This window comes from Sulfitobacter sp. SH24, assembly GCF_965641895.1.
GTDB classification, from domain to species: domain Bacteria; phylum Pseudomonadota; class Alphaproteobacteria; order Rhodobacterales; family Rhodobacteraceae; genus Sulfitobacter; species Sulfitobacter dubius.
Window position 1 is genome coordinate 649,703 of sequence record NZ_OZ282575.1, and the last position, 22,985, is coordinate 672,687.

The 22,985-nt window shown below is 57.8% G+C and carries 29 protein-coding genes; 18 read left to right on the forward strand and 11 right to left on the reverse strand.

The window, feature by feature from the left end; translation table 11 throughout:
- Nucleotides 1-105: 105 nt before the first annotated feature.
- Both ACSQ16_RS05615 and ACSQ16_RS05620 read right to left on the reverse strand, forming a co-directional pair.
- Complete coding sequence (locus ACSQ16_RS05615; protein ID WP_435988648.1) at nt 106-513, reverse strand: YbaN family protein; 408 nt, start codon at nt 511-513, stop codon at nt 106-108.
- 144 nt (nt 514-657) lie between these two features.
- Entirely contained in the window at nt 658-1,086 is a 429-nt protein-coding gene (locus ACSQ16_RS05620; RefSeq protein ID WP_435988649.1) for a pseudoazurin, read from the reverse strand.
- Nucleotides 1,087-1,186: 100 nt separating this feature from the next.
- Here ACSQ16_RS05620 and ACSQ16_RS05625 point away from each other — a divergent pair, with 100 nt between their 5' ends.
- The gene (locus ACSQ16_RS05625) at nt 1,187-1,876 is read left to right on the forward strand and encodes a Crp/Fnr family transcriptional regulator (protein ID WP_435988650.1); all 690 of its coding nucleotides are present in this window, start codon (nt 1,187-1,189) and stop codon (nt 1,874-1,876) included.
- Here the strand turns inward: ACSQ16_RS05625 and ACSQ16_RS05630 are convergent.
- Nucleotides 1,870-2,094: a DUF1858 domain-containing protein gene (locus ACSQ16_RS05630; protein WP_435988651.1), complete on the reverse strand. Its 225-nt coding sequence runs from the start codon at nt 2,092-2,094 to the stop codon at nt 1,870-1,872. The two genes, ACSQ16_RS05625 and ACSQ16_RS05630, sit on opposite strands and share 7 nt — an antisense overlap.
- 221 nt (nt 2,095-2,315) lie before the next feature.
- Between ACSQ16_RS05630 and nirK the strand changes: the two genes are divergently transcribed.
- From nirK to ACSQ16_RS05645, 3 genes are all read left to right on the forward strand, one after another.
- On the forward strand, nt 2,316-3,464 hold the full coding sequence (gene nirK, locus ACSQ16_RS05635; protein ID WP_435988652.1) for a copper-containing nitrite reductase: 1,149 nt from the start codon (nt 2,316-2,318) through the stop codon (nt 3,462-3,464).
- A 57-nt stretch (nt 3,465-3,521) separates the two neighbouring features.
- Complete coding sequence (locus ACSQ16_RS05640) at nt 3,522-4,358, forward strand: formylglycine-generating enzyme family protein (protein WP_435988653.1); 837 nt, start codon at nt 3,522-3,524, stop codon at nt 4,356-4,358.
- Between the two features lie 96 nt (nt 4,359-4,454).
- The gene (locus tag ACSQ16_RS05645; RefSeq protein WP_435988654.1) at nt 4,455-4,997 is read left to right on the forward strand and encodes a flavodoxin domain-containing protein; all 543 of its coding nucleotides are present in this window, start codon (nt 4,455-4,457) and stop codon (nt 4,995-4,997) included.
- Between the two features lie 62 nt (nt 4,998-5,059).
- On the opposite strand, the gene ACSQ16_RS05650 is transcribed toward ACSQ16_RS05645, so the two are convergent.
- A complete protein-coding gene (locus ACSQ16_RS05650; RefSeq protein ID WP_435988655.1) occupies nt 5,060-5,467 on the reverse strand; it encodes a group III truncated hemoglobin in 408 nt (135 codons plus the stop codon).
- On the reverse strand, nt 5,464-5,619 hold the full coding sequence (locus ACSQ16_RS05655; RefSeq protein WP_165935597.1) for a hypothetical protein: 156 nt from the start codon (nt 5,617-5,619) through the stop codon (nt 5,464-5,466). The genes ACSQ16_RS05650 and ACSQ16_RS05655 overlap by 4 nt, the downstream gene beginning before the upstream one ends.
- A 64-nt stretch (nt 5,620-5,683) precedes the next feature.
- Here ACSQ16_RS05655 and ACSQ16_RS05660 point away from each other — a divergent pair, with 64 nt between their 5' ends.
- Nucleotides 5,684-6,148, forward strand: coding sequence for an RrF2 family transcriptional regulator (locus ACSQ16_RS05660; RefSeq protein WP_317406639.1), 465 nt, complete (start codon nt 5,684-5,686; stop codon nt 6,146-6,148).
- A 10-nt stretch (nt 6,149-6,158) separates the two neighbouring features.
- Here ACSQ16_RS05660 and ACSQ16_RS05665 read toward each other — a convergent pair whose 3' ends face one another.
- On the reverse strand, nt 6,159-6,620 hold the full coding sequence (locus ACSQ16_RS05665; protein WP_435988656.1) for a hemerythrin domain-containing protein: 462 nt from the start codon (nt 6,618-6,620) through the stop codon (nt 6,159-6,161).
- Between the two features lie 138 nt (nt 6,621-6,758).
- Here ACSQ16_RS05665 and ACSQ16_RS05670 point away from each other — a divergent pair, with 138 nt between their 5' ends.
- The 9 genes from ACSQ16_RS05670 to ACSQ16_RS05710 all read left to right on the forward strand — a co-directional run bounded on the left by ACSQ16_RS05670 (nt 6,759) and on the right by ACSQ16_RS05710 (nt 14,566).
- Nucleotides 6,759-8,936 (forward strand): heavy metal translocating P-type ATPase, encoded by a 2,178-nt coding sequence (locus ACSQ16_RS05670; protein ID WP_435988657.1) that lies wholly within the window; start codon nt 6,759-6,761, stop codon nt 8,934-8,936.
- Nucleotides 8,933-9,109 (forward strand): cbb3-type cytochrome oxidase assembly protein CcoS, encoded by a 177-nt coding sequence (ccoS, locus tag ACSQ16_RS05675; protein ID WP_435988658.1) that lies wholly within the window; start codon nt 8,933-8,935, stop codon nt 9,107-9,109. The genes ACSQ16_RS05670 and ccoS overlap by 4 nt, the downstream gene beginning before the upstream one ends.
- On the forward strand, nt 9,106-10,758 hold the full coding sequence (gene ccoN, locus ACSQ16_RS05680; RefSeq protein WP_435988659.1) for a cytochrome-c oxidase, cbb3-type subunit I: 1,653 nt from the start codon (nt 9,106-9,108) through the stop codon (nt 10,756-10,758). The genes ccoS and ccoN overlap by 4 nt, the downstream gene beginning before the upstream one ends.
- 5 nt (nt 10,759-10,763) lie before the next feature.
- The gene (ccoO, locus tag ACSQ16_RS05685; RefSeq protein ID WP_435988660.1) at nt 10,764-11,540 is read left to right on the forward strand and encodes a cytochrome-c oxidase, cbb3-type subunit II; all 777 of its coding nucleotides are present in this window, start codon (nt 10,764-10,766) and stop codon (nt 11,538-11,540) included.
- 4 nt (nt 11,541-11,544) lie between these two features.
- Nucleotides 11,545-11,715, forward strand: a complete 171-nt coding sequence (locus tag ACSQ16_RS05690; RefSeq protein ID WP_435988661.1) for a cbb3-type cytochrome oxidase subunit 3 — start codon at nt 11,545-11,547, stop codon at nt 11,713-11,715.
- Nucleotides 11,706-12,584, forward strand: coding sequence for a cytochrome-c oxidase, cbb3-type subunit III (gene ccoP / locus ACSQ16_RS05695; RefSeq protein ID WP_435988662.1), 879 nt, complete (start codon nt 11,706-11,708; stop codon nt 12,582-12,584). Before ACSQ16_RS05690 ends, ccoP begins: the two co-directional genes overlap by 10 nt.
- Nucleotides 12,585-12,876: 292 nt before the next feature.
- The gene (locus tag ACSQ16_RS05700; RefSeq protein WP_435988663.1) at nt 12,877-13,638 is read left to right on the forward strand and encodes a DUF2189 domain-containing protein; all 762 of its coding nucleotides are present in this window, start codon (nt 12,877-12,879) and stop codon (nt 13,636-13,638) included.
- A gap of 173 nt (nt 13,639-13,811) precedes the next feature.
- Nucleotides 13,812-14,024, forward strand: coding sequence for a DUF2945 domain-containing protein (locus ACSQ16_RS05705; protein WP_243254587.1), 213 nt, complete (start codon nt 13,812-13,814; stop codon nt 14,022-14,024).
- On the forward strand, nt 14,021-14,566 hold the full coding sequence (locus tag ACSQ16_RS05710; RefSeq protein ID WP_435988664.1) for a DUF488 domain-containing protein: 546 nt from the start codon (nt 14,021-14,023) through the stop codon (nt 14,564-14,566). Before ACSQ16_RS05705 ends, ACSQ16_RS05710 begins: the two co-directional genes overlap by 4 nt.
- Before the next feature lie 381 nt (nt 14,567-14,947).
- Here the strand turns inward: ACSQ16_RS05710 and ACSQ16_RS05715 are convergent, their stop codons facing one another.
- Nucleotides 14,948-16,054 (reverse strand): DSD1 family PLP-dependent enzyme, encoded by a 1,107-nt coding sequence (locus tag ACSQ16_RS05715; protein WP_435988665.1) that lies wholly within the window; start codon nt 16,052-16,054, stop codon nt 14,948-14,950.
- 200 nt (nt 16,055-16,254) lie between these two features.
- Between ACSQ16_RS05715 and ACSQ16_RS05720 the strand changes: the two genes are divergently transcribed.
- Both ACSQ16_RS05720 and ACSQ16_RS05725 read left to right on the forward strand, forming a co-directional pair.
- On the forward strand, nt 16,255-16,707 hold the full coding sequence (locus ACSQ16_RS05720; protein ID WP_435988666.1) for a GNAT family N-acetyltransferase: 453 nt from the start codon (nt 16,255-16,257) through the stop codon (nt 16,705-16,707).
- A 78-nt stretch (nt 16,708-16,785) separates the two neighbouring features.
- A complete protein-coding gene (locus ACSQ16_RS05725; RefSeq protein ID WP_435988667.1) occupies nt 16,786-18,330 on the forward strand; it encodes a phospholipase D family protein in 1,545 nt (514 codons plus the stop codon).
- A 31-nt stretch (nt 18,331-18,361) separates the two neighbouring features.
- Here the strand turns inward: ACSQ16_RS05725 and ACSQ16_RS05730 are convergent, their stop codons facing one another.
- Genes ACSQ16_RS05730 through ACSQ16_RS05740 form a run of 3 tightly spaced genes read right to left on the reverse strand, consistent with a single transcriptional unit; the run spans nt 18,362 to nt 20,611 of the window.
- Nucleotides 18,362-19,621 carry a D-amino acid dehydrogenase gene (locus tag ACSQ16_RS05730; RefSeq protein ID WP_435988668.1) on the reverse strand — a complete coding sequence of 420 codons (1,260 nt, stop codon included), beginning with the start codon at nt 19,619-19,621 and terminating at the stop codon, nt 18,362-18,364.
- Between the two features lie 52 nt (nt 19,622-19,673).
- Nucleotides 19,674-20,114, reverse strand: coding sequence for a nucleoside diphosphate kinase regulator (gene rnk, locus ACSQ16_RS05735; protein ID WP_132446016.1), 441 nt, complete (start codon nt 20,112-20,114; stop codon nt 19,674-19,676).
- On the reverse strand, nt 20,111-20,611 hold the full coding sequence (locus tag ACSQ16_RS05740) for a hypothetical protein (protein WP_435988669.1): 501 nt from the start codon (nt 20,609-20,611) through the stop codon (nt 20,111-20,113). Before ACSQ16_RS05740 ends, rnk begins: the two co-directional genes overlap by 4 nt.
- Before the next feature lie 377 nt (nt 20,612-20,988).
- Here ACSQ16_RS05740 and ACSQ16_RS05745 point away from each other — a divergent pair, with 377 nt between their 5' ends.
- Both ACSQ16_RS05745 and ACSQ16_RS05750 read left to right on the forward strand, forming a co-directional pair.
- The gene (locus ACSQ16_RS05745) at nt 20,989-21,894 is read left to right on the forward strand and encodes a mechanosensitive ion channel family protein (protein ID WP_435988670.1); all 906 of its coding nucleotides are present in this window, start codon (nt 20,989-20,991) and stop codon (nt 21,892-21,894) included.
- A 66-nt stretch (nt 21,895-21,960) separates the two neighbouring features.
- A complete protein-coding gene (locus ACSQ16_RS05750; protein ID WP_435988671.1) occupies nt 21,961-22,377 on the forward strand; it encodes a magnesium transporter MgtE N-terminal domain-containing protein in 417 nt (138 codons plus the stop codon).
- A gap of 28 nt (nt 22,378-22,405) precedes the next feature.
- Here ACSQ16_RS05750 and ACSQ16_RS05755 read toward each other — a convergent pair whose 3' ends face one another.
- A complete protein-coding gene (locus ACSQ16_RS05755) occupies nt 22,406-22,717 on the reverse strand; it encodes a DUF1127 domain-containing protein (protein WP_435988672.1) in 312 nt (103 codons plus the stop codon).
- Between the last annotated feature and the right edge of the window lie 268 nt (nt 22,718-22,985).

The following is a 22,985-nucleotide window of genomic DNA, read 5'->3' on the forward strand; positions in this document are numbered from 1 at the left end:
ATCTCCTTTGCGCACAGCAGTAGGGGCTGCGGAAGGTTCACTCTTTGTGGTAGATCAAATCCCGCTACAAATATCGCGGCGATGAAGCCTGTCGATCCCGCTCGGTCAGCTTGGCCGGGTCAGGATGAAAGCGGCAGCAACAGACATACAAAGCGCTTGCAGGATAAGGACAAAAGGCGCCACCGCGAGAATATAGGACAACACCAGCACGCCCAGCATCATCCCAACTGCAAGGACTTTGTAGCGGCGGGCGATGGCACCATTCCTCTGCCAATCGCTGATGATCGGTCCGAATACAGAATGGCGGCGAAGCCACGCCTCAACCGAAGGCGCGCTCTTGGCGAAAGCGAAAGTCGCGAGCAGCACCAATGGGGTGGTTGGCAGCAGAGGCAGCACGATGCCCAAGACGCCCAGAGCCAGAGCCAGAGAACCGGCTGTGAACCAGAACATCCGTTTGAAAATAGGAGCGCGCATCGGTTCTCTCACGCTTTGTTGCACCTGAATATGGGCCATTCATCTCTCTTTCGAAAGCTCTTTGCCCATGGGGTGGCTACTGGAAAGACTCGCGCAGCTAAAGTGTGGTTGAGCTAAAAGTGTGTCAAAACCTAAAGAGCGGCGCAAAAGCGCCGCCCTGTTTGTCGTAGCGTTAGGCCTGCCTCATTCGACCTTTTCAAACAGATCGGCCATGCGGCCTTTGGCCTTGCCTTTCTGCTTCACGGCTTTGGCCTCCTCAAGGTTTACCGCATCGCCCACTTGGATCAGGGCGATCATACCCATCGCGTAGTGCGGGGTGCATTTAATGCCGTAGAGGCCCTCTTGCTCGACCTTCAGATCGAACTCCTTGTTGAACTTGGTCTTGAAGCGCTCAGCCCCCTCGGGAAGCATGCCCTTGATGTCTTCGACATTGTGGCCTTTGTCGGTTGGCAGAAAGCGGATCACGTCGCCCACTTCGGCTTTGACAAAGGCGGGCTCAAACACCATCGCCCCTTCTTTGCCTTTGTTGAGCATCTGGACCTCGAAAGTCTCTGCCTGGGCGCTTACAGCAATCATCGCGAGCATTGAGCCGGCCATCAGTTTCTTGATCATCTTGAATTCCTTCCTTAGTGATCGTGTTGTTTCGTCGAGACCTGATATGCGCTATGCCTCGCTTGTAAACGTTGCTCTATAACAAACTCTTGGGACAAACGTGTCGAAACTTGATGAAAGCCTTCTAAGCGGACTGCCGCCCTTCAGCCGATTAAGCCGCCCGCAAATTCGTGAAATCCTTGATCAAGCGCGCACGCAACGGTTTGAGGAGGGTGTGGAGGTCTTTGGCGAAGGCTTGGAAGCGACCCACTTCTATTTGCTACTGGACGGCTATCTGCGCGTTGTGCGCACCACGCCAGGGGGCGAGCAAATTATTGTGCTGCACATTTCACCCGGCCAGCTTTTTGGCATCGCCGCCGCCCTTCAGCGCGATACCTATCCGGCCACGGCGGTCACAGCAGCGGAATCGATTGTGCTGTCTTGGCCTTCGCATCTTTGGCAGGGTTTCACTGCGCAATATGATGGCTTCGCCACCGAGTCTTACAAGACAGTGGGCCAGCGTTTGGGGCAGATCCAAGACACGATGACCGAGATTGCAACGCAGGCTGTTGAGCAGCGGGTTGCGGCGGCGGTGTTGCGCATGGTCAATCAAAGCGGACGCAAGACGGAGGAGGGGATCGAGATCGGCTTTCCCGTCACACGTCAGAATATCTCAGATATGACAGGCACGACCTTGCACACGGTCAGCCGGATGCTCTCGGCGTGGGAGAAAGACGGGATCGTGCGGTCTACGCGCAAACATATCGTTGTTACAGCGCCGCATCGTTTGGTGGAGATCAGCGGTCACTGATCCTTCTTTGCCGTTAGCAGCCGCTGTTTGATATCAGCGCGAAACTGCGCCTCCTCTAAGCCTGCGCGGCGGCAGGCATCCGATAACGAATAAAACCGCGCGACCGGGCAGCCAGGGCAGGCCATGTTGTGCTTGAAAAACACGGTTGCCGCTTCGGGCCAATGTTCAAACAGCGCTGCCAGAGACAAGTCCGGGGCGTCTAAATCCGGTTTATGCATGATATCCTCCTGACCATCTCCCCAGATTGCCTCAGCGGTCGCAACCTGTCTTTGCGCCCGCGCAAAGTGCCTGACTTTTACCCTGAAAATCGCCGGGCATTGGGGGATTCGTCTATCTAATTGGTTTTGCTGCCGGAAGTTTGCGCTCGCGCAAAGTTCGCCCTGCTGCGCTCACGCTATCGATGTCTCAACAGCAATACAGTCCGAAAAGGGGACACCAAATGTTGACACGTCGCGCCGCATTGATGGGAGCTGCAGGCATCGCCGCACTGCCCGTTCTGGCGAAAGCCGCCAGTGCTGAAGAAATCATGGACACTTCGATGGCCGAGCCCGTCGATCTGTCGAGCCTCAAACGGATTAAGCACAAGCTTGTGCGCCCGCCAATGGTTCACGCCCATGAGCAGACCGCGCCGGCAGAGCCTCGGGTGGTCGAGTTCGAATTGCAGATTGTTGAAAAAGAGGTTGAGGTCGACGACGGCGCCTACCTTCAGGCGATGACCTTTGACGGCTCGATCCCCGGCCCGCTGATGGTGGTGCATGAGGGCGATTATGTTGAGCTGACCCTCTACAACTCGCCCGAAAACTTTATGCAGCATAACATCGACTTCCATTCGGCCACAGGGGCCTTGGGAGGTGGCTCGCTGACCCTTGTGAACCCCGGCGAAAAGACCGTGCTGCGTTTTAAGGCGACACGGCCTGGCACTTTTGTTTATCACTGCGCCCCCGGTGGTCCGATGATCCCCTGGCACGTCGTCTCTGGCATGGCCGGCGCGATCATGGTTCTGCCGCGTGACGGGCTGCGTGATCCTGAGGGCAAGCCGGTCAGCTATGACAAGGTCTTCTACATCGGCGAGAACGACTTCTATATTCCGCGCGACGAGGCGGGGGAGTTCAAACGCTTTGAGGACGTGGGCGAGAGCTATCCCGATACACTTGAAGTGATGAACGGGCTAATCCCCAGCCATGTGGTCTTCAATGGTAGGGTCGGTGCGCTGACCGGGGACAATGCCCTGACCGCGAGCCAGGGGGAAAAGGTCCTCTTCGTTCATAGTCAAGCCAACCGCGACAGCCGTCCGCACCTCATTGGCGGTCACGGAGATCTGGTCTGGGAACGTGGCAAGTTTAACAACCCGCCCGCCCGCGATTTGGAAACTTGGTTCATCGCAGGCGGCTCTGCCGGGGCGGCGCTTTATGAGTTCTTGCAACCGGGTGTCTATGCCTATGTGAACCACAATCTGATCGAGGCGGTGAACCTTGGTGCCACCGCGCATATCGTGGTCGATGGCGATTGGGACAATGATCTCATGGAGCAGGTACAGGCACCCGTCGAATATGATGCGGCCTATGAAGGCAGATCGGCACTGCCGTGATCAAGAGAGAAGGGCGACCGTTTCGCGGTCGCCCTTTGTTTTATGGAGGAATCTGTCATGGGAAAATTGCCGGTCGGCCCCGGATTGGGTAAAGCGGCTCTTTTTGCCGCGGGTATCTTATTCCTCAGCAGTCTGTCCATGCTGCGGGAGGGCGCTGAGCCTGAGAGCGGTCCGGTCCTTATCACAGTTTGGGCCGGCGAGGTCAGCCTGCGCCCGATGGGGAACTTTTCGAAAGAAGGCAAAGCGACCGAGGCGCCGGTCTCGCGGGTTCAACTGCCCTCATTCAAAATGATGAAATACCAAGTTTTTCAGTCGCAATACGGTCTCTGCGTCAAGGCGGGCGCCTGCATGTCTGCGCCGGCAGTGCAGGTCGCGGATACCGCCCAGCACCCACAAACCAATGTCAGCTGGCGGGACGCGACCCGTTATGCCGCTTGGTACTCTGAGCAGACGGGGCAAAGCTGGCGGCTGCCCTCGGTCGAGGAATGGCACAGGGCGGCGGCGGAGCGCTATGACGCACAGATTGATGACGCAGGAGGCGTTGAGGTAGATCTCGATCCCGGCGCGCGGATGCTGGCGCAATATGCAGATGGCAATGCCGCCCGCGGGAAGGCGGTGTCAGGCCTGCGCCCCATAGGTGCGTTTGGTGAAAACGCATTGGGTTTTGCGGATATGGCTGGCAATGTATGGGAATGGACCGATGGCTGTTTCGCGAACGGCGTCGTGCGCGAGGACGGAAGCGTTGAGCGCACGGCGGACTATTGCGGCGTCAGGATCGCCGCCGGAGCGCATCGTGCAGCGGTGATCAATTTCGTGCGGGACGCCAGTGTGGGTGGCTGCGCGGTTGGACTACCACCGGATTACCTGGGATTTCGACTGGTTCGTGCGCGTTAGTTCCTGCTTGGGAATCGCCACATTTGTTGATCCTGCTCAAAGTTGGTCCCCATAAGGCGGGATATGCTTGGTCGTATCACAAAGGAGGAACGCACCATGCATATGCTCATCGCCTATTCCACAACCGAAGGCCAATCGGCCAAGATCGCCCAGTTTGCGGCTGATCAACTGGCGCGCAAAGACCATGAGACGACCATCCTTGATTTGGATGAGACCTGCGATATGCCGGATCTGACCGCTGTTCAGAGCGTGATCTTGGTGGGTTCCGTCCACGAACGTCGCCATTCTTCTGCGCTCGAGACCTTCATGCAAGCCCGTCGTGCGTGGCTGTCGTTGCGGCCGGTTATGCTCATCTCCGTCAGCCTCAGCGTGGCCTTCAAGCACGGGCGGGAAGAGGCGGAGGAATATGTTATTGAAACCCAAATGCGCACGGGATTTACGCCCGATGAGGTTGTCCTCGCGGCGGGCGCTGTGAAACCGAACAGCTACGACTACTTCGCGAAATCTGTGGTGCGCTTTGTGGTGCTGAATGATCGGGAGTTCGAGATGGGGACGAGTGAACATGAGTTTACGGATTGGGAAGTGCTGACCGATCGGTTGGAGGGATTTGCGGCAGCCTCACTTGGTCGCACTGCGTGAACACGCGTAATCCCTCTACTGGAAGGTGGCGATCGCTTTCAGTGAAAAGGCAGGTTAGTTGATCAGTACAGCGACAGCTTTGGAATAGCACTTGCGGCGTCTTTCGGCGTCAGCCCATAGCTCAGCCCACGCCCGACCCGATGTGCCAAGGCGGACCAACTTTGCGCAAGATCGGCGGGGAGTTCTTGGGACAAAACTCGGTCGAATAGCTCAAGCCAGATCGGGAAATGCTCCGCATGCACATTCCCCGCAGCTTGGTGAACCTGCATCGGATTGCCGTCATAGCTGCGCTGCAACAACAAGGCGTTGCGCCAGAAACGTCCGATTTTCTCTTCATGTGTAGGCCAGTCGGTCACATGGGCGGCAAAGATCGGCGCCAAGTTCGGATCTTGCCGAATAGCGCTGTAGAACCGCGCTACCACGCGGTTGATCTGTGCTTCGGTAACCGCAATGCGGGGCGGCATTGTCATACGGCGAAAATCCAGACGAAAATGAGGCTCAGGATCAGATAGACAAGCGTGTTGACCATCCAACGGATTAGACCTGCTTCGCCTTCGGGGTCGACGCCAAGCCGCTCGCAGACTTTCGTGCCGGGCCAGAGGAATGCTTCGGATAGGGTCATGAGAACATCCTTAATAGGTATTTATAATGCATAATATATACACGCTTTTAAATACGTAATGCAAATGCTAAATATTGTACTCATGCAGCTTGATAAATTCTCAGACTATGCCCTTCGCATCCTTATCACCCTTGCGGTGAGAGCTCCGGACCGCGTGGCGACCTCGGAAATCGCCAAGCTTTTTCAGATATCTGAAAACCATCTTTCGAAGATTGCTACACAGTTGACGCGCGAAGAATTTGTAATATCAGAACGTGGCCGGAACGGCGGCCTTACGCTTCGCCATCCTGCCGAAACGATCAGCGTGGGTGCCGTTCTTCGAGCTCTAAAAAAAGACGCGCCTGTAGCTGAATGTTTCGGAGGCAACAAAACCTGTCTTATCTTGCCGGTTTGCGGACTTCGAGGCCCTTTGGCAGACGCGCAAGAGGCCTTCTTCGCTACTCTGGACGGCTACAGTCTGGCAGATGTTCTGGGGCCCCGAGGGACCATGGCAGCAATGCTCCGCATTGAAGCGGATACCGCGCAGTAATCCTTGAACGCTATCTATTCAGTGCGTGCCGGTACATCGGCAGAATTACCTCGCGATCAAACGCAACATGACGGCGCAAAGGTTGAAACAGTCCGCGCAAGAAATATCCCAAGGCCTCAGCATCGTTTTGCGCCGGATCGTGAGCGAAACCGTTGATTGCATCAGCCAGCATCGCGGCATGATCTTCATCCTCGATATGTTCAGCACGCAACCTATCAAGCATTTGCGCGGATGTGTCACTGGTCTGCCGTAGAATCGGAAATACCTCTCTTTCTTCAAGTGACTGGCACTGAGTTAATGTCGGTACCAAACGACCGGCCAGGCGGACTGCTGCGTAGGTGTCGAGTTGACGGGGCAGCGTGTCAGCTAAGTCTTCTAATGCGCTGCAGAGAATTTCCTGCTGCGCCAATCCTGCTCCAAACGCATGGATTCGTCGGGAGCAGGATTGGGTGTTCGGATCGTTTACTAACATTCACATTGCCTCCGTGGATCGGGTGCGATAACAGCGCTATGGTAATATACGTTTTTAGAATGCGTAATTTGATTTACGTCAAAGAATTTTATAATGTTCTGATAGATCAACGAGACAAAGAACTTTCAGGTCCTACACATGCGCAGCGATCAGCCAACCAATCCCAGTATCTTCCAGGACGTCGTCTTGACCGCGCCCACGATCCGCTGTGGCAGCTGCGTAGCAAAGATTGAGCGGTCTTTATCAGGCATCCCTGGTGTCGCGCGGGTGCGGGCAAATCTTACCCTGAGGCGGATCAATGTGACGCTGGCTCAGGCAGATGGCGCGTTGCAGAACGTGCTTGCTGAACTGGAAAACATCGGTCACCCGAGCCGTTTGATCGACAGTGCTGATCTGTCAGCAGAAGCGAAAGATGACACCGAGGTCGCGTTGCTTAAAGCCGTTGCTGTCAGCGGTTTTGGCGCCATGAACGTGATGCTTTTATCGGTTGCGGTCTGGTCGGGTGCCTCGGATGCGACACGCGACAGTTTCCACCTGATCTCAGGCATCATCGCCCTGCCCATCGTGCTCTATGCCGCGCGGTTCTTTTTTGTCTCTGCTTGGGGCGCGCTGCGCCGGGCGAGCATGAATATGGATGTGCCGATTGCGCTGGCCATCGCGCTGGCCTTGGCGCTGAGCCTGTTTGAGACCCTGCGCGGTGGCGAAGATGTCTTCTTTGACGCGGCGGTGACGCTGACGTTCTTCCTGCTGATTGGGCGCTATCTGGACTACCGCATGCGCGGCAAGGCGCGCTCGGCGATGACGGGGTTGCAGCGGCTTGCGGTGCGCGAGGCATGGGAAGTGACGCCCGAGGGCAAGCTGCGCACCGTGGCCGCCGACGCGATCCGCCCCGGTATGGTGCTGCGCATCCCGGCGGGCGAGCGCATCCCGGTGGACCTGCGCATTACCTCCGGCGCCAGCGATTTGGACCGCTCGCTTCTGACGGGCGAATCTGCGCCAGTTGCGGTGGCTACGGGCGATGAGGTGGAGGCCGGCGCGCTGAACCTGACCGGCCCGGTCGATGCCATGGCGCTGCGGCCTGTCGAAGACAGTTTCCTTGCCATGTCGATGCGGATGCTCGCCGGGGCCGAAGAGAGCCGCAGCACCTATGTGCGCATTGCCGACCGCGCAGCCCAGCTTTATGCGCCGGTCATTCACCTTGTCGCCTTTGCCACTTTCGTCGGCTGGTTGCTCGCCACCGGCGACTGGCACCGCGCCGCCTTTGTCGCGATCAGCGTGTTGATCGTCACCTGCCCCTGTGCGCTGGCCTTGGCCGTGCCGGTGGCGCATGTCGTGGCGTCTAGCCGCTTGATGGCTGAGGGCGTGCTGATCAAGGAGGGCTCTGCGCTGGAACGCTTGGCCACCGCCACCCGTGCGATCTGGGACAAGACCGGGACGCTGACCGATGGCAGCCCGGTGCTGGCCGAGGGCCTTGGCACCGCCCCCGGCAGCCATGCCGCCGCAACCCTTGCCGCCCATTCCGCGCATCCGGTGGCGCGCTGTATTTCCGCAGCCTGTCCCGCCCCAGCCCTGCCGGTTCAAGAGATCCGCGAGCACCCCGGCTATGGCGTTGAGGGCCTTATCAACGGGCGCCGCGCGCGCCTTGGCCGCCCCTCTTGGGTTGCCGACATCGCCGGAGAGATGACACAGGGCGACGGCCCGGCCTTCGCTTTTGCCGGTGAACAGATACAACGTTTCCCCCTGCGCGAAACCCTTCGCGAAGGCGCCGCAGAGGCTGTCGTCGCCTTGCGCGATGCGGGGTTGCCGAGCGAAATCCTCTCGGGCGATGCGCCTGCCGCCGTGGCGCGTGTTGCGGCGCAGCTGGAGATTCAAGACACGCAGGCCGGGCTGACCCCACAAGACAAGGTCACACGGCTGCAAGACCTCTTGGCCCAAGGCGAGCGCCCCCTGATGGTCGGCGACGGACTTAACGACACCGCTGCACTCGCTGCTGCGCATGTCTCTATGTCCCCCGCTTCGGCCACCGAAGCCGGGCGCGCGGCGGCGGATTTCGTCTTCCTGCGCGAGGGGTTGGACGCGGTGCCGCTGGCGCTTAGCGTAGCACGCCGCACCGCGGCCATCGTGCGCCAGAATTTCGGCCTCGCCATCGCTTACAATTGCATCGCCGTGCCGCTGGCGATCGCAGGTCATGTCACCCCGCTTTTTGCCGCCATCGCCATGTCGGGTTCTTCCATTGCGGTGGTCGCCAACTCGCTGCGGCTGAACCGCCGCAGTGCTGCACGGCCCGCGCTCCAGCTTCAAGAGGCCCCGGCTTGACGATCCTGCACCTTCTCATCCCTGTCACCATCCTCATGGGGCTGACCGGCCTCGGAGCTTTTTTCTGGAGCTTGAAAGACCGTCAGTACGAAGACCTCGCCGGGGATGCCGAACGCATCCTCCATGACGACAGTGACACCCCAATGCCTCCCCGAAAGGAAACAATCAGATGATGGAAAACCTAACCATTGCAGAACGCCAACAGGCCATGCTGCTGTCGGGCGGGCTGGCGCTGATGGGCCTTGTTCTTGCCATTGTCGGGCATGGTGATGCCATGGGGGCCCATGGCTGGATCACGCTGTTCTTTGCAGGCGGTTTGTTCTTTGTCGTCGGCAACGCGCTCTATGCGCCGGAGCCGACCCTTGATCGGAGCACCAGTTACTACGATGATCCGACCAAAGTGGGCATTCTGCTGTCGCTGTTCTGGGCGGTGGTGGCCATGGGGGTTGGCGTCTGGGTCGCGGCACAGTTGGCTTGGCCCGACTTTCGCTTTGACGCGCCGTGGTCGAGCTTTGGCCGCATCCGGCCCGTGCATACATCTGGCGTGATCTTTGGCTTTGGCGGCAACGCGCTGATCGCCACGTCTTACCACGTGATGCAACGCACTTCGCGGGCGCGGTTGGCCGGGCATGTCTCGCCTTGGTTCGTGCTGCTGGGGTTCAACCTGTTCTGTATCATCGCGGCGTCGGGCTACCTGATGGGCATCACCCAGTCCAAAGAATACGCCGAGCCGGAGTGGTATGCCGACATCTGGTTGGTGATCGTCTGGGTCACCTATTTCGTGCTCTACATGCGCACGCTGGCCCGCCGGAACGAGCCGCATATCTATGTGGCTAACTGGTATTATATGGCCTTTATCCTTGTGGTGGCGGTGCTGCATATCGTTAACAATCTCGCCGTGCCTGCCTCCTTCGGGGCCGCGAAAAGCTACTCTGCCTTCTCGGGCGTGCAGGACGCGATGACGCAGTGGTGGTACGGGCATAACGCCGTGGCCTTCTTTCTGACCGCGGGTTTTCTTGGGATGCTCTACTACTTTCTGCCCAAGCGGGCAGGGCGGCCGATCTACTCCTACCGCCTGTCGATCCTGTCGTTCTGGGGCATTGTGTTCTTTTATATCTGGGCAGGCTCGCACCACTTGCATTACACCGCTGTGCCGCAATGGGTTCAAACCCTCGGCATGACCTTTTCGGTGATGCTCCTTGTGCCCAGCTGGGCCAGCGCAGGCAACGCGCTGATGACGCTTAACGGTGCATGGGGTAAGGTGCGCGACGATGCGACGCTGCGCTTTATGATGGTCGCGGCGGTGTTCTACGGGCTGTCGACCTTTGAAGGCTCTTTCATGGCGATCCGGGCCGTGAACTCCTTGTCGCATTACACTGATTGGACCATCGGCCACGTCCACGCAGGGGCCATGGGTTGGGTCGCACTGATCACCTTTGGCTCGATCTATGCGGTGGTGCCGATCCTGTGGCGGCGCGAAGGGATGTATTCGCCCAAGCTCGTCGAATGGCACTTCTGGCTCGCCCTGAGCGGGACCGTCATCTACGTCTTTGCGATGTGGAACAGCGGCATCATCCAAGGGCTAATGTGGCGCACATACACCGAAAGCGGCACGCTGGCATATTCCTTCACTGACTCATTGGTCGCAATGCATCCCTACTACGTTGCGCGCACCATCGGCGGGGCGTTCTTTCTCTCGGGCGCAATCATTGGAGCTTTCAACGTCATCATGACAATTAGAAAGGTCCGTGAGGACACTCCGGAACTCGATTATCCGACCAAATCCGAAGCGGGTGAACCCGCGGTACCAGCTGCGGAGTAATGGCTATGTTGCGCAAAATACTCAAACCCTTCTCGAAGTTTTTCGAATTCCACGCGCGGAGCCACTATCGTGCCGAGCGGCATTCCATGGCTCTGACAATAGGGATTATTGCGGCCTCGGCTGTGGGCGGCTTTGTCGAAATCGCGCCGTTGTTCAGCATTGACGAGACTGTCGAAGCGGCGCCCGACATGCGTGTTTACACGCCGCTGGAGCAGGCCGGCCGCGATATCTATATCCGCGAGGGCTGCTATGCCTGTCACAGTCAGATGATCCGAAGCCTGCGTGACGAAGTAGACCGCTATGGCCCCTATTCTCTGGCTGTAGAAAGCCAGTACGATCACCCGATGCTCTGGGGGTCAAAGCGTACCGGGCCGGACCTTGCGCGGGTTGGGGAAAAATTCTCAGATGAATGGCAGGTGCAACACCTTGTCGATCCACGATCACTGGTGCCGGAGTCAGTGATGCCGCAATATGCTTTCCTGCTTAATGCGCCTCTCGAAACTGCGAGCCTTCCCGGACGGTTGGCGGCACTTCGGGCCGTGGGCGTGCCCTATAGCGATGAGCAGATTGAGAACGCGGCAGACGATGCGCGAGGCCAAGCCTATCCGGATACCGAACGGGCTTATGCAGTTGAGGAACGCTATGGCGAGGCGACGAACATTCGTTTCTTCGATGGCCGGCGAGACCGACTGACCGAAATGGACGCCCTTGTGGCCTACCTACAGATCATGGGCGGCCTGACTGATCTGCCTCAAAAAACTCAAATAGCTGAAGGGGAGTGAGACCATGGATCTAAGCTATGAGACCCTATCAACTATCGCGAAGTCCTTTGGGCTATTCTACCTAATCGCTTTGTCGATTGGGATTACCATTTATGCCTTTTGGCCAAGCTTAGGAAAACGGTTCGATAAGGCTGCGCAAAGCGTGCTGGACGATGAGGAGGGCCCATGTCGGTAAAGAAGCGCGATCCGCTCACAGGTCACGAAACCACTGGGCACGAATGGGACGGCATTACAGAGCTGAACACCCGCGTCCCTCGCATCGTTTGGTTTTTTGTCGCCGTTACTCACATATGGGCGTTGGTATACTGGGTGTTGATGCCCTCTTGGCCGCTCATCAACACCTATTGGAAAGGTCTGCTGAACTATGATCAAGCTATTGTGGTCGAGGATAAGGTCGCCAAGGCCTACCGCACGCTTGATGAATGGCGCGGCCCGCTAAGCGAGCTTTCGGCCGAGGAGATCCGGGAAATCCCCGAACTCATGGCCCATGTTGATCGTACAGCAGCTACGCTATTTGGCGACAATTGCGCGGCCTGTCATGGAACGGATCTTGCCGGGGCGCCCGGCTATCCGAGCCTTGTTGACGACGCTTGGCTTTGGGGGGGCGATAGCGAGACGATCATGGAAACCCTTCGGGTGGGGATCAACGCACCGCATCCGGAGACTCGCTATGCCCAAATGCTCGCCTTTGGTCGCGATGGATTGCTCAGCCGCCCTCAGATCCGGACTGTGGTCGATTATGTGCAGTCTCTTTCGGGCATAGAGCGGGACCTGCCCGCCGGCCGTCTGGAAGAGGGCGCCACGATTTTCGCTGAGAATTGCGCAAGTTGTCATGGCGAGAAAGCTCTCGGCATTCAAGACATGGGTGCGCCTAACCTGACTGACGAAGCTTGGGTTTATGGCGGCGACGACGCGACTATGTTCAAAACAATCCACGATGGCCGCCAAGGCTGGATGCCCGCCTGGGAAAATCGTCTGACCGACGCAGATCGGATGATGCTAACACTGTACATCCAAAGTCGCAGTGCGGAGGGGCAGCCATGACCCGACCACGCATCTGGGCCGCAGCCGGGGCGGCATTGCTGGTTTCCGGCTTTGTCGCAGCGAATGCGCATCTTGTCTCCGTCGCGATCGGGACGCAGCCCGATTGTGTTCTTCTTCCATCGCACAAAGAGGGCGCTGCCAATCGGGTAGCGAAACCATCATGCTGAGCGACCGTACCAACCATTCTGACTCTCCACCGCCCCCTGATAATCCACATGCAGGGGGGATCATCCCCCAAGTAACCCCGCCCTTGCCACGCGAAAGCCCGCATGCGCGACAACTGCCTGCAAACATGGCCTTTACTTGGCTCAAGCATGGCTGGTCAGATTTTCTTACCCATCCATCGTTAAGCCTGTTTTACGGCATTCTCGTCTTTGCGGTCTCGGCACTGGTGGTCTGGGGCCTGTTCCAATTCCGCTATGAATATGCGCTCTTCCCAGCACTTGCGGGCTTTGTGCTTCTCGGCCCGCTGATCGCGGTCGGCCTTTATGAGAAGAGCCGTCGGATTGAGGCGAATGAGCGGATCACCATGGGCGGTATGTTGTTTGCGCGTCCAGCGTCGAAGCACCAAGCGCTGTTTATGGGGGTGTTGCTGCTCGGCCTGTTCCTTTTGTGGCAACGGGCTGCTGTCCTTATTTACGCTCTGTTTTTTGGATTGGTCGACTTCCCCGGCACGGATGAACTGGTCCCAATGCTTCTGTTCACCCCAACCGGCTGGGCGCTTCTTGTGACGGGTGGTGCCATTGGCGCTCTCTTTGCGGCCTTTTCGTTTGCCATAAGTGTTTTTGCTGTGCCCATGTTGCTGACCGAGCGTACAGATGCGCTGTCGGCTATGGGGATTTCGATGGCGATGGTCTGGGCCAACCTGCCCGTGATGCTTGTATGGGGCGGCATCGTGGTCGTGCTAACCGTGTTGTCCCTAGCGACTGGGTTTTTAGCATTGGTTGTTGTTTTCCCCGTGCTGGGGCACGCTACATGGCATGCCTATCGCACAGTACGTCCCGACGAACGTCAGCAGGGCGAAAGTGAGCGGATGTTCGTAAGGCCGGCTTAAACGGGTGTGCGGAGGCAATGCCTAAGATCTCACACCCCTTGTTTTAACCGTATCTTTGAACCTGGCATACTTAACGAGGCAATATCCCACGAAGGGATCGTGAGACTATCCGAAAGGGATAAGGAACACTTGCTGCGGCATGCGTGTTTTACCCTCGAAGGAGGATTGCAATCATGCCAAAATTCAAACAAGGCGATCACGTCAGTTGGAACTCGGAGGCTGGGCGGGTCAGCGGCAAAATAACAAAAGTCCATGAGGCAGACTTCGACTACAAAGGGCATCGTCGTCGCGCATCCAAAGATGAGCCGCAATATGAGATCGAAAGCGACAAGACTGACCACATCGCTGCTCACAAGGAAGATACGCTCACCAAGCTGAAATCATGACCTTTCGATTTCACTCTATTGGCCACTCCACTCGAACACCGGAAGAGGTGATCGACATGTTGCAGTTTGCCGGGGTCCAGCTTTTGATCGATGTGCGATCTTTCCCGAAGTCCCGCAGATATCCTGCTTTCAACGATGACCAATTCCCCCAAACCCTCGCCCCATATCAGATTGGCTACCAGCATATGCTGGCGCTCGGCGGTCGGCGCCCAAAACAGAAAGAAGTGGACGACGATTTGAACGCCAACTGGCGTGTCCGCAGTTTCCAGAACTACGCGGATTATGCCCTAGGGGACGCGTTCCAGACAGCCTTCGCACAGCTAATCGATCTGGGGCAAACCAAGATCGTCGCAATGATGTGCTCTGAGGCAGTCTGGTGGCGCTGTCACCGGCGGATCATCACGGATTATCTTCTGCTGCATGGTCATTCTGTCGGGCACATCATGTCAGCAAGGAAAATCACCAAGGCGACACCGTCAAAAGCGGCCAAGCTTCGTCCAGACGGCACAGTGGTCTATCCTCCGCTGAATATTCCAGACTGAATTTAGAGGCCATTCTGCATGCGGTTTCCAGACAGCCTCAATCGTACGGGATTTTTTGCGAGAATTTTGATCGGTAGAAAAATATTTATATATCCCGGCGTGACTTAAAAATAGTGAAATCATCTATTTGGTGGAACTTGCCGCAAGAGTTGGCTGAGCACATTAGAGATCATTCGAGAAATTGCGGACGTACCGAAGACTTTCGTTAAGTTGCTTTGAGATTTCTGCCCCACGGCCAACGAATCCACGCGGCTCATGTATAGCTTGGCAGTAATGGCCCATATGCGCAGGCTGCAATCTTAATACTAGATTGAAAAGACAAGCTTGGACGTGCCGGTTACGGTTGATTGGGTTTCTGTGATGCGAGTTATGCTCTGCTTCTTACCAGCCGTTAAAACGCGGCCAAACGTCGAGCGGACCGCCGTCTTGCCGCACCAGATGGTAGCGGTCGTGCTGGGCGGCGGTGGCACAGGCGTGGTTGGGCAGGATCCTCAGGCGGGTGCCGACAGGAAGGTCCAGCGGCGGCGGGTTTGCCCCCTCGCGCTGCGCAATGATCCCGTGTTCCTGATTGGCGCTGACGACGATATGGTCGGTCAGGATTTGACCAGTCTCGTCGCACACCAGACCGTAGCCTTGGTCCACGTCCTGCGCCGCAGTGCCCCGGTCGCGGGACATGGCCATCCAGCCTGCGTCGATCATAGTCCACCCCTTTGCGGGTTGGTGGCCGATGACCGTGGTCAGAACGCTCAGGGCGATGTCATCTTGGGTGCAGACGTCGATCCCGGCCATGACCAGATCGAAGAACATATAAACACCGGCGCGCAGTTCGGTCACGCCTGTCAGGTCGCGCGCGGCATGAGCGGTGGGGGTCGAGCCGATGCTGACCACGGGGCAGGAGAGGCCCGCGCCGCGCAGGTTTTCGGCGGCGGTGACGGCAGCTTTGCGCTCCTGTTCTGCGAAGTCGGCATGGGCGTCGCGGCCCTGGACCGTATAGCTCTCGCCCGCATGGGTCATCACACCGCGCAGGCATTCGGCGGCGTGCAAGATGCGTCCGACCTCAACGAGTGCCGGGTCATCCGGACGCAGACCGCCGCGGTGACCATCGCTATCGATTTCGATCATTGCGGGGACAGCGGCCTCCGCCACGGCCTGTGCTTGGGCCGCGTTATCAAGGATCACGACCAGATCGCAGCCCTTCTGGCGCAGCGCCTGTACCCGCTTCAGCTTCTGCGGCGCAATCCCTACGGCATAGAGGATATTGTTGTAACCATCCGCGAAAAATACCTCGGCTTCGGCCAATGTCGAAACGGTAATCGGGCCGGGCGCACCGCCGGTAAGTTGGCGGGCAACATCAATGGATTTTGCCGTTTTAAGATGCGGTCGCAGCGTGACGCCGAGCTTTTGCGCATGGTCAGCGAGACGCGCGATGTTTCGTTGCATCCGCGCTTCATCAAGCAAAAGGGCAGGGGTGCCGGGAACGTCAATCATCGGGCAATCCTTTCGCGATTTTGCGATGGCTTAGCATCGAACGCGGCGGCGCGACATATGCAAACACATGTGACGCGGATTCGGCGATGCCGCTTGCAGGGACCACTGTCGAGCTATGCGCCGCGCACATCACGGGAAGACCATAACGGCTCTGCTGAATGGGCGCTGAGACCCCATCTTTGTAGCAGATTGGAAAGCACATGCAGGCGATAACTCCACAACCCGTTTCCCTATCCCTTCCCGCTCTCCGAAGGACACTCTTGCGGCATTATCGCCGCTTGAGTGAAGCATCGCGCAGATTGCGCTTCATGGGCGGCATAAAGGAAGAGGTCTTGACGCAAACGGCCAATAGCGCGTCGCCGAACGTCATGTTCGGGATCGAAGAGAATGGCGCCTATCGGGGCATCTTGGAGCTTCACATTCCTGAGGACGGGCGGGCCGAAATTGGTCTTTCTGTTGAAGATGCCTACCAAGGGCGCGGCTTTGGTCGTGCGCTGTTTCAGCGGGGCCTGTCTGAAGCGCGGGCGAGGCAAGTTCAGTCGGTTGATGTGCATTTCTCGAACGCGAATGCAGCGATCCGAAAACTTTGTCTCGAAATGGGCGGCGATATGCGCGTCAACGGCACAGATTCTCTGTCGCGCATCACCCTTTAGCATTCGCTCTTGCTCGACTGGACGCGTTTGCAAAGACATGCAAGCGTAGTTGCAAGTGAATTGAAGGACAGCGCTGCGATGATCAGGGCAATTGTAAAGTTTCTTGCCGGGCTCGTCGTCACCCTTGTCATAGTAATCTTTATTGCCCGTTTCGCCTTCCCTTTGCCAGAGGTTGAGAATCGCCACGATACAGAGGCACTGCTGCCCACGACGCAGGGACCGCTCGCGGATGCTTTGGCGAGACAGGAAGAAAGTCATGCTGGGCAGACCGGCGTCGCGCCCTTGCAAAACGGCGCTGATGCTTTCGCGGCGCGTATCCTTTTGGCGGATGCGGCGGTCTCCTCTATCGATGCGCAATATTACATTTGGCACGACGATTTGACCGGGACGCTCTTGCTCAATGCGCTGCGCCGCGCGGCGGATCGGGGCGTTCGTGTGCGGCTTTTGCTTGACGATAATGGAACGAGTGGACTGGATCCGGAGCTTGCTACGCTCGATGCGCATCCAATGATTGAGGTGCGCCTGTGGAACCCTTTCAACCTGCGTCGCTTCAAGATGCTGTCCTATGGCTTTGACTTTTTTCGGCTGAACCGACGGATGCACAACAAGTCATTCACCGTGGATGGTCACGCCACGATCCTTGGCGGGCGCAACATTGGGGATGAGTATTTCGCCGCCGGCCCCACCGCGCTTTATGTCGATCTGGACGTCTTGGCCGTAGGCCGGGTGGTGAACGATGTGTCGAGCGATTTCGATCGTTATTGGCGCGCAGGCGCGGTTCATCCGCAGGGGCCGATTGTCGGCGCAGCGCGAGAGGGCGATCCGCTGGCCAACCGGCTTTCCGCCCTAGAGGCCGACCCGCAGCTTTCAGAGTACCGAGAGATCCTGCAAAGCTCGGACATCGTAAACGCCCTTGCCGCGGGGGAGTTCGGGGTGGAATGGACCTCAGTGCAATTGGTCAGTGACGATCCGATCAAAGGCGAAGGCGCGGTGGCTTGGGAAGACCTTCTGGCGTCACGGCTGGCCGAGGCAGTGGGGGAGATTAAGACACGTTTTGACGGTGTGTCGCCCTATTTCGTTCCCGGTAAAGCGGGGGTGGAGGCTTTCGCCATGCTTGAGGGGCAGGGGGTTCAGGTTCGGATGCTGACCAATTCGCTGGATGCGACTGACGTGCTGCCGGTCCACGCAGGATATGCCAAACGGCGCAAGGATTTGCTGCGCAGTGGCGTGCAGCTTTATGAACTACGCCAGCAGGCGGCTGTCGATGCGCCGATTGACCGGCTCGGCCCCTTTGGGTCATCGGGGGCGAGCCTTCATGCCAAGACCTTCGCTGTGGACGGTGCGCGTATTTTTGTGGGCTCTTTCAACTTTGACCCGCGATCCACCACGCTCAATACGGAGATGGGGCTTCTAATTGACAGTGAGCGCATGGCGCAGGGGTTGCATGATGCCTTTGACGCGGACTTGCGCGGGCTGGCATGGCGGGTTGAACTGGACGACGGTGATCTGATCTGGATCGCCCCCCAAGAAAAGACGGTGACGACAGATGAGCCGGGGACCAGCTTGGCTAGGCGAATGGCCTTAATGGTCATCGGCTGGCTGCCGATTGAATGGCTGCTGTAACTTTGGCAGACGCCCGCCGCTGGGCTACCCGTCAGCGGGCATAACGCTCAGCCGTCAGTCCCTCCATCGAGATCTCTGGGGTCTTGCCCAAGACCAGATCAGCCACTGCCCGGCCTGATCCGCAGGCCATGGTCCACCCCAGCGTGCCGTGACCGGTGTTCAGGAACAGGTTGTCATATTGCGTTCCGCCAAGAACCGGCGTGCCATCTGGCGTCATGGGGCGCAGTCCGGTCCAGCCTTCGGCCTGAGAGACATCGCCTCCACGGGGGAACAAGTCATCAATCACATGTTTTACAGTGTCGACAGCATGCGGCCCCAGCCGATTGGAATAGCCCGCGATCTCGGCCTGGCCCGCAACGCGAATGCGGTCCCCCAGCCGTGTGATCGCGACTTTATGCGTTTCATCCATGATCGTTGATTGCGGGGCATAGTCATCATCAATGACGGGCAGCGTGACAGAGTAGCCTTTGACCGGATAGACGGGCAGCCGGACTCCGATGGGGTTGAGCGTCCGGACCGCATAGCTGCCCATGGCACAGACATAGGCGTCGCCCGTGACACGTTCGCCCGCCTCTGTATCGACACCGGCAATGCGATCATTTTCAACGGCGACAGCGCGGATCGGTTCGCCGTATTTGAAGGTCACGCCCATCTCTATACATTTCTCGGTCAGCCCAATGGTGAACATCCGGCAGTCCCCAGTGCGATCTGCGGTCAGACGCAGGCCACCGACAAATTTTCCCTGCACTTCGGCTAAAGCCGGTTCGGCGGTGATACAGCCGCTGCGGTCAAGCACCTCATAGGGGGAGCCGTATTCTGCCAAGACATCTTGGTCTGCTTTCGAGGCGTCCATCTGTTTGGCGGTGCGGAAGAGCTGCAAGGTGCCTTGCTCGCGCCCGTCATAGGTGATGCCCGTCTCGGCGATCAACTCAGGCATGACGTCGCGCGAATAGCTGGAAATCCGAACCATACGACCCTTGTTGACCCGGTAGCTTTCGGCATTGCAATTGCCAACCATACGCGCACACCACGCCCACATGGTAGGGCTGATGAGTGGCCATATAAACAAAGGGCGTCGCTTCATAAACATCCATTTCACGGCTTTCATTGGTATGCCCGGTGCCGCCCATGGTGAGGTCATGCCGTAGCTGAGTTGGCCCGCGTTGGCATAGCTGGTTTCCAGCCCCGGCCCGGATTGGCGATCGATGACGACAACCTCGGCGCCCTGTTTTGCCAAATAATAGGCGGTAGTGACGCCGATCACGCCCGCACCCATAACAACGACTTTCATACCAATTGCCTTCCTAGACCGCCCGGGCGCCGTGCCGCGGATGCGTTGAATTTCACCGTGACGTACCGCCCTGCGGATCGTTTAAGCCTTTCTCGACCTTGAGAATCGTCAACGTCCGCCGCTGGTTTGCCTGTCGCGTGTCCCAATAAAAGCTGGCACCCTCCCGCAGACCCAAGAGCGCGACGCCGATGGGTGTGATGATCGACACACGCAATCGGGTTATGTCAGCGTCTTCCGGGTACACGAGCGTCACTGTCTTATGCTGGCCTGTCGCCTCATCGCGGTAGGTCACCTTGCTCCCTATCCCGACGACATCCTCGGGCATCTGCGTGCTTTCAAGGATTTGCGCGCGGCCGATCTCTTGAAAAAACCGATCGGCCAAAGTCGGGTGCCGTTTCATTGCACTTTCGGCAAGGTCTTCGAGGTGTTCGAGATCCGCTGCATTTAAGACAAGATGCGGATTGCGATCTGCGACCTCAATGCTGCTGGTCATTTGGAGCACTCCTTCACGGACCGGGGGCGTTCATCTTTTGCTGCGGAGCTAGGTGACACAATTGAAACGACGGAGACCGTAGCAATACCGCCATCTTCGTTCAGCAGTGGCGCCCGCTCTCCCACGCGCATTCCAATCAAGGTGGCGCCGAGAAGAGACGCCACTGCAATCACGCCACCCGGTGCGCCGGGTCTTGCGCTATGCACAAGGAGGCCTGAGCAGGGAAGCGCTCCGTCGATTGCGTAAGCGACCTCAGACCCGCCAATTGCCACATCGACAAAGGGCAGATCAGCAACCGCGCGGGCATTCATCAACTTGTTGGCCAGCACATAGGCAAGCAAGGTCGACTCAGGACGAGACGTTGAATCGCAATCCTCAAGGTGGTTCTGCAGTTTGCGGTAGTCGGTCTGGGGCAGGACCAAAGGTCTGTTTTCGAGGGCACGAAAGACGGTGCGGTTGCTGGAATTGGGCTGAACTGATGCAAGAATGTTGGACATATTCTCTCCTCGGGCGCATGCGCCGCGTTCACGTTTTCAAGAATGTGAGGAGACCCCGGGGAGGATGTCAGACGCGCATGCGCCTAGACCGCCCGGGGATGCAGGCGGTTCAGAAGTAGAAATCTATAATGATCTACATGTTCCAACATGCGAATGAACTTAAGCACTGGAACACCGTTGTCAATCGGGCCACGTGACCATGTCGCAAGATGTTCGTGGCAAGGTAAGACGGCAGGCATTTAGATAGGCAGATAGTGACTGTGCAAAAGCGCGTGCCGGGGCCAACGGTTTAAAGTTCCCCTGCCGCTAAGGTATGTTAGCCTTTGCAGGAACCTGAATGCCAAAAGGCAGGCCCGAATAAACGAAGGACTGATCCTGTGGACCTGAAGCGACATTTTCGCCGGCTTATCTTTCCGCTGCTAGCAGCAGGGATTGGGCTCGGACTGGCGGTCTTTCAAGAGGACCTGCCCGAGTCTGTCGCGCAAAGCCAGAAGGTCACCTTGTTCCTTACGGCGGTCATCTATCTTTCCAGCGCTTGGCTCGCGAGCCGGGTCTTGGCGATGATTTTAGATCAGGCGGCGGGCAACCGACCTTATCCACGCCTGTTAAAGGACCTGATCGCCGCCGCGCTCTTCATCATTGCCCTGGCAGCGACGGCGGCGCTTTACATGGGGCAGGGCGCGATTGGGGCGCTTGCCGGTTCGGGCATCGTCTTGGCACTATTGGGGTTTGCCATCCGCAACGTTGTGGCTGACACTCTTTCCGGCATCGCGCTGGCGATGGAGGCTCCTTTTCGGATTGGCGATTGGGTCGATATCGACACATTGGCGCTGGCCAAGGTGATTGAAATTGGCTGGCGTACCACGCGGCTGCAAACGCCTGATGCCACCTATATGATCCTGCCCAACAGTCAAATCGCCCGGCACCGGATCACGAATTTCTCGGCCCCGAAGCGCGAGTTCAGATCGCAGGTCAACATCACGCTCGACCATGTCCTGCCGATCGACAAAGCGCGGGTGATCATGCTTGCGGCACTTGGCAATGCTAAGCTGATCCAGCAAAGCCCTGCTCCCGATGTGCGCGTGCAATCCTACGAAGAGGGGGGCATTTGTTATAAGGTGCGCTATTGGGTGCCGCGGTTCGAACTGGCCGTGGACTGCCGCGATGAGGTGTTTAGTCTCGTGGACGAAGCTTTGCGTGAAGTAGGCAGTATCGCGCCCTATCGGCGCATACAGTTGGTGAATGCACCGATCCACTCCGAGCAGGGCGAGGCGGGAGAATAAACTGCTCCGAGGGGCCATGCGCAACGGCCACACGCAGCCAATTGAGGTCGTGAAGAAAGGCCAATCATGTCGTCAGATACCCCGTTTTCCCCACAGGATGAGACCCCAGAGGCGCTTGATCGGTTCTACAACCAATCAAGGCCTATTGATCTGGCCTCTTGGCTGAGTGAATTGCCGCTTGACCAAGCGCGGCGACATCTCGCGGCCATGCCGCTCCCGCGTCAAGCCGCTACTTTCGGCGCACTTTCACTAAAAGATCAAACTGCCCTTGCCGCTGTCATCCCCGCGCCGAGCCTGAATGTTATTGTCACGCTGATGTCGGCTGACGATCGGGTGGACCTGTTCCAATGTCACGGCCCGATTGAACAAAAACGCCTGCTTCAAACCCCGCGGTCAAAGGTGTGCCGCGATATTCAGCATTGGCGAAAAAGCCAAGCGAACACCCTCGCCTCGTCGCTTAATGCGGGGGCGAGGGCTACTTGAATAGGTGTGGGCCAACCTACAAAAGAGGCTAAGCTAAAGATCTTCTTTGATCAGCCACTGGAGGTGTTTTAGATGAATGGCTCTTCGTGGGTGATTGGGCGCGTTTGAACCCAAGGTCAACATCGCTCAACCCTTCAACCACCCAGCGAATATCGCCTCTGTAAATTCCGATATCTCGCAAGCTCGCGTCATCCATCGCTTCGAGTTCGGCAATCGCCCGTCGGCGTTGTCTGCGTCTTGGGAACGAATTTGCCAGATCGCGAAAGATCGAGAACGGTTCCGCTCTGCTTTCTTCCTTTGCGAAGTCCGTGAGCATTTTTCGAGTGATGTAGATAGCCATTTGATCCTCCAGGGCAGTCGACACTGCCGCACGAACGATAGCTCAGGCGCGCGTTTGCAGGCATGCTGCACCCTATCGCGGCAAAGCGTCATCGTTCTGTTTGATTGTTCGAAGCGAAATCAAAACCCCCCGAGACGTGGACAGACCAAAAGGCCAGCCCGCTCGGGGCTACCGGCGGTTCAGCAGACGTTCTGCACTCGGCAGAACCCTCGTATGAAAGCGGATCATCATACCCGATATATAGGATTGAACCCGGCGCCATTCAAGC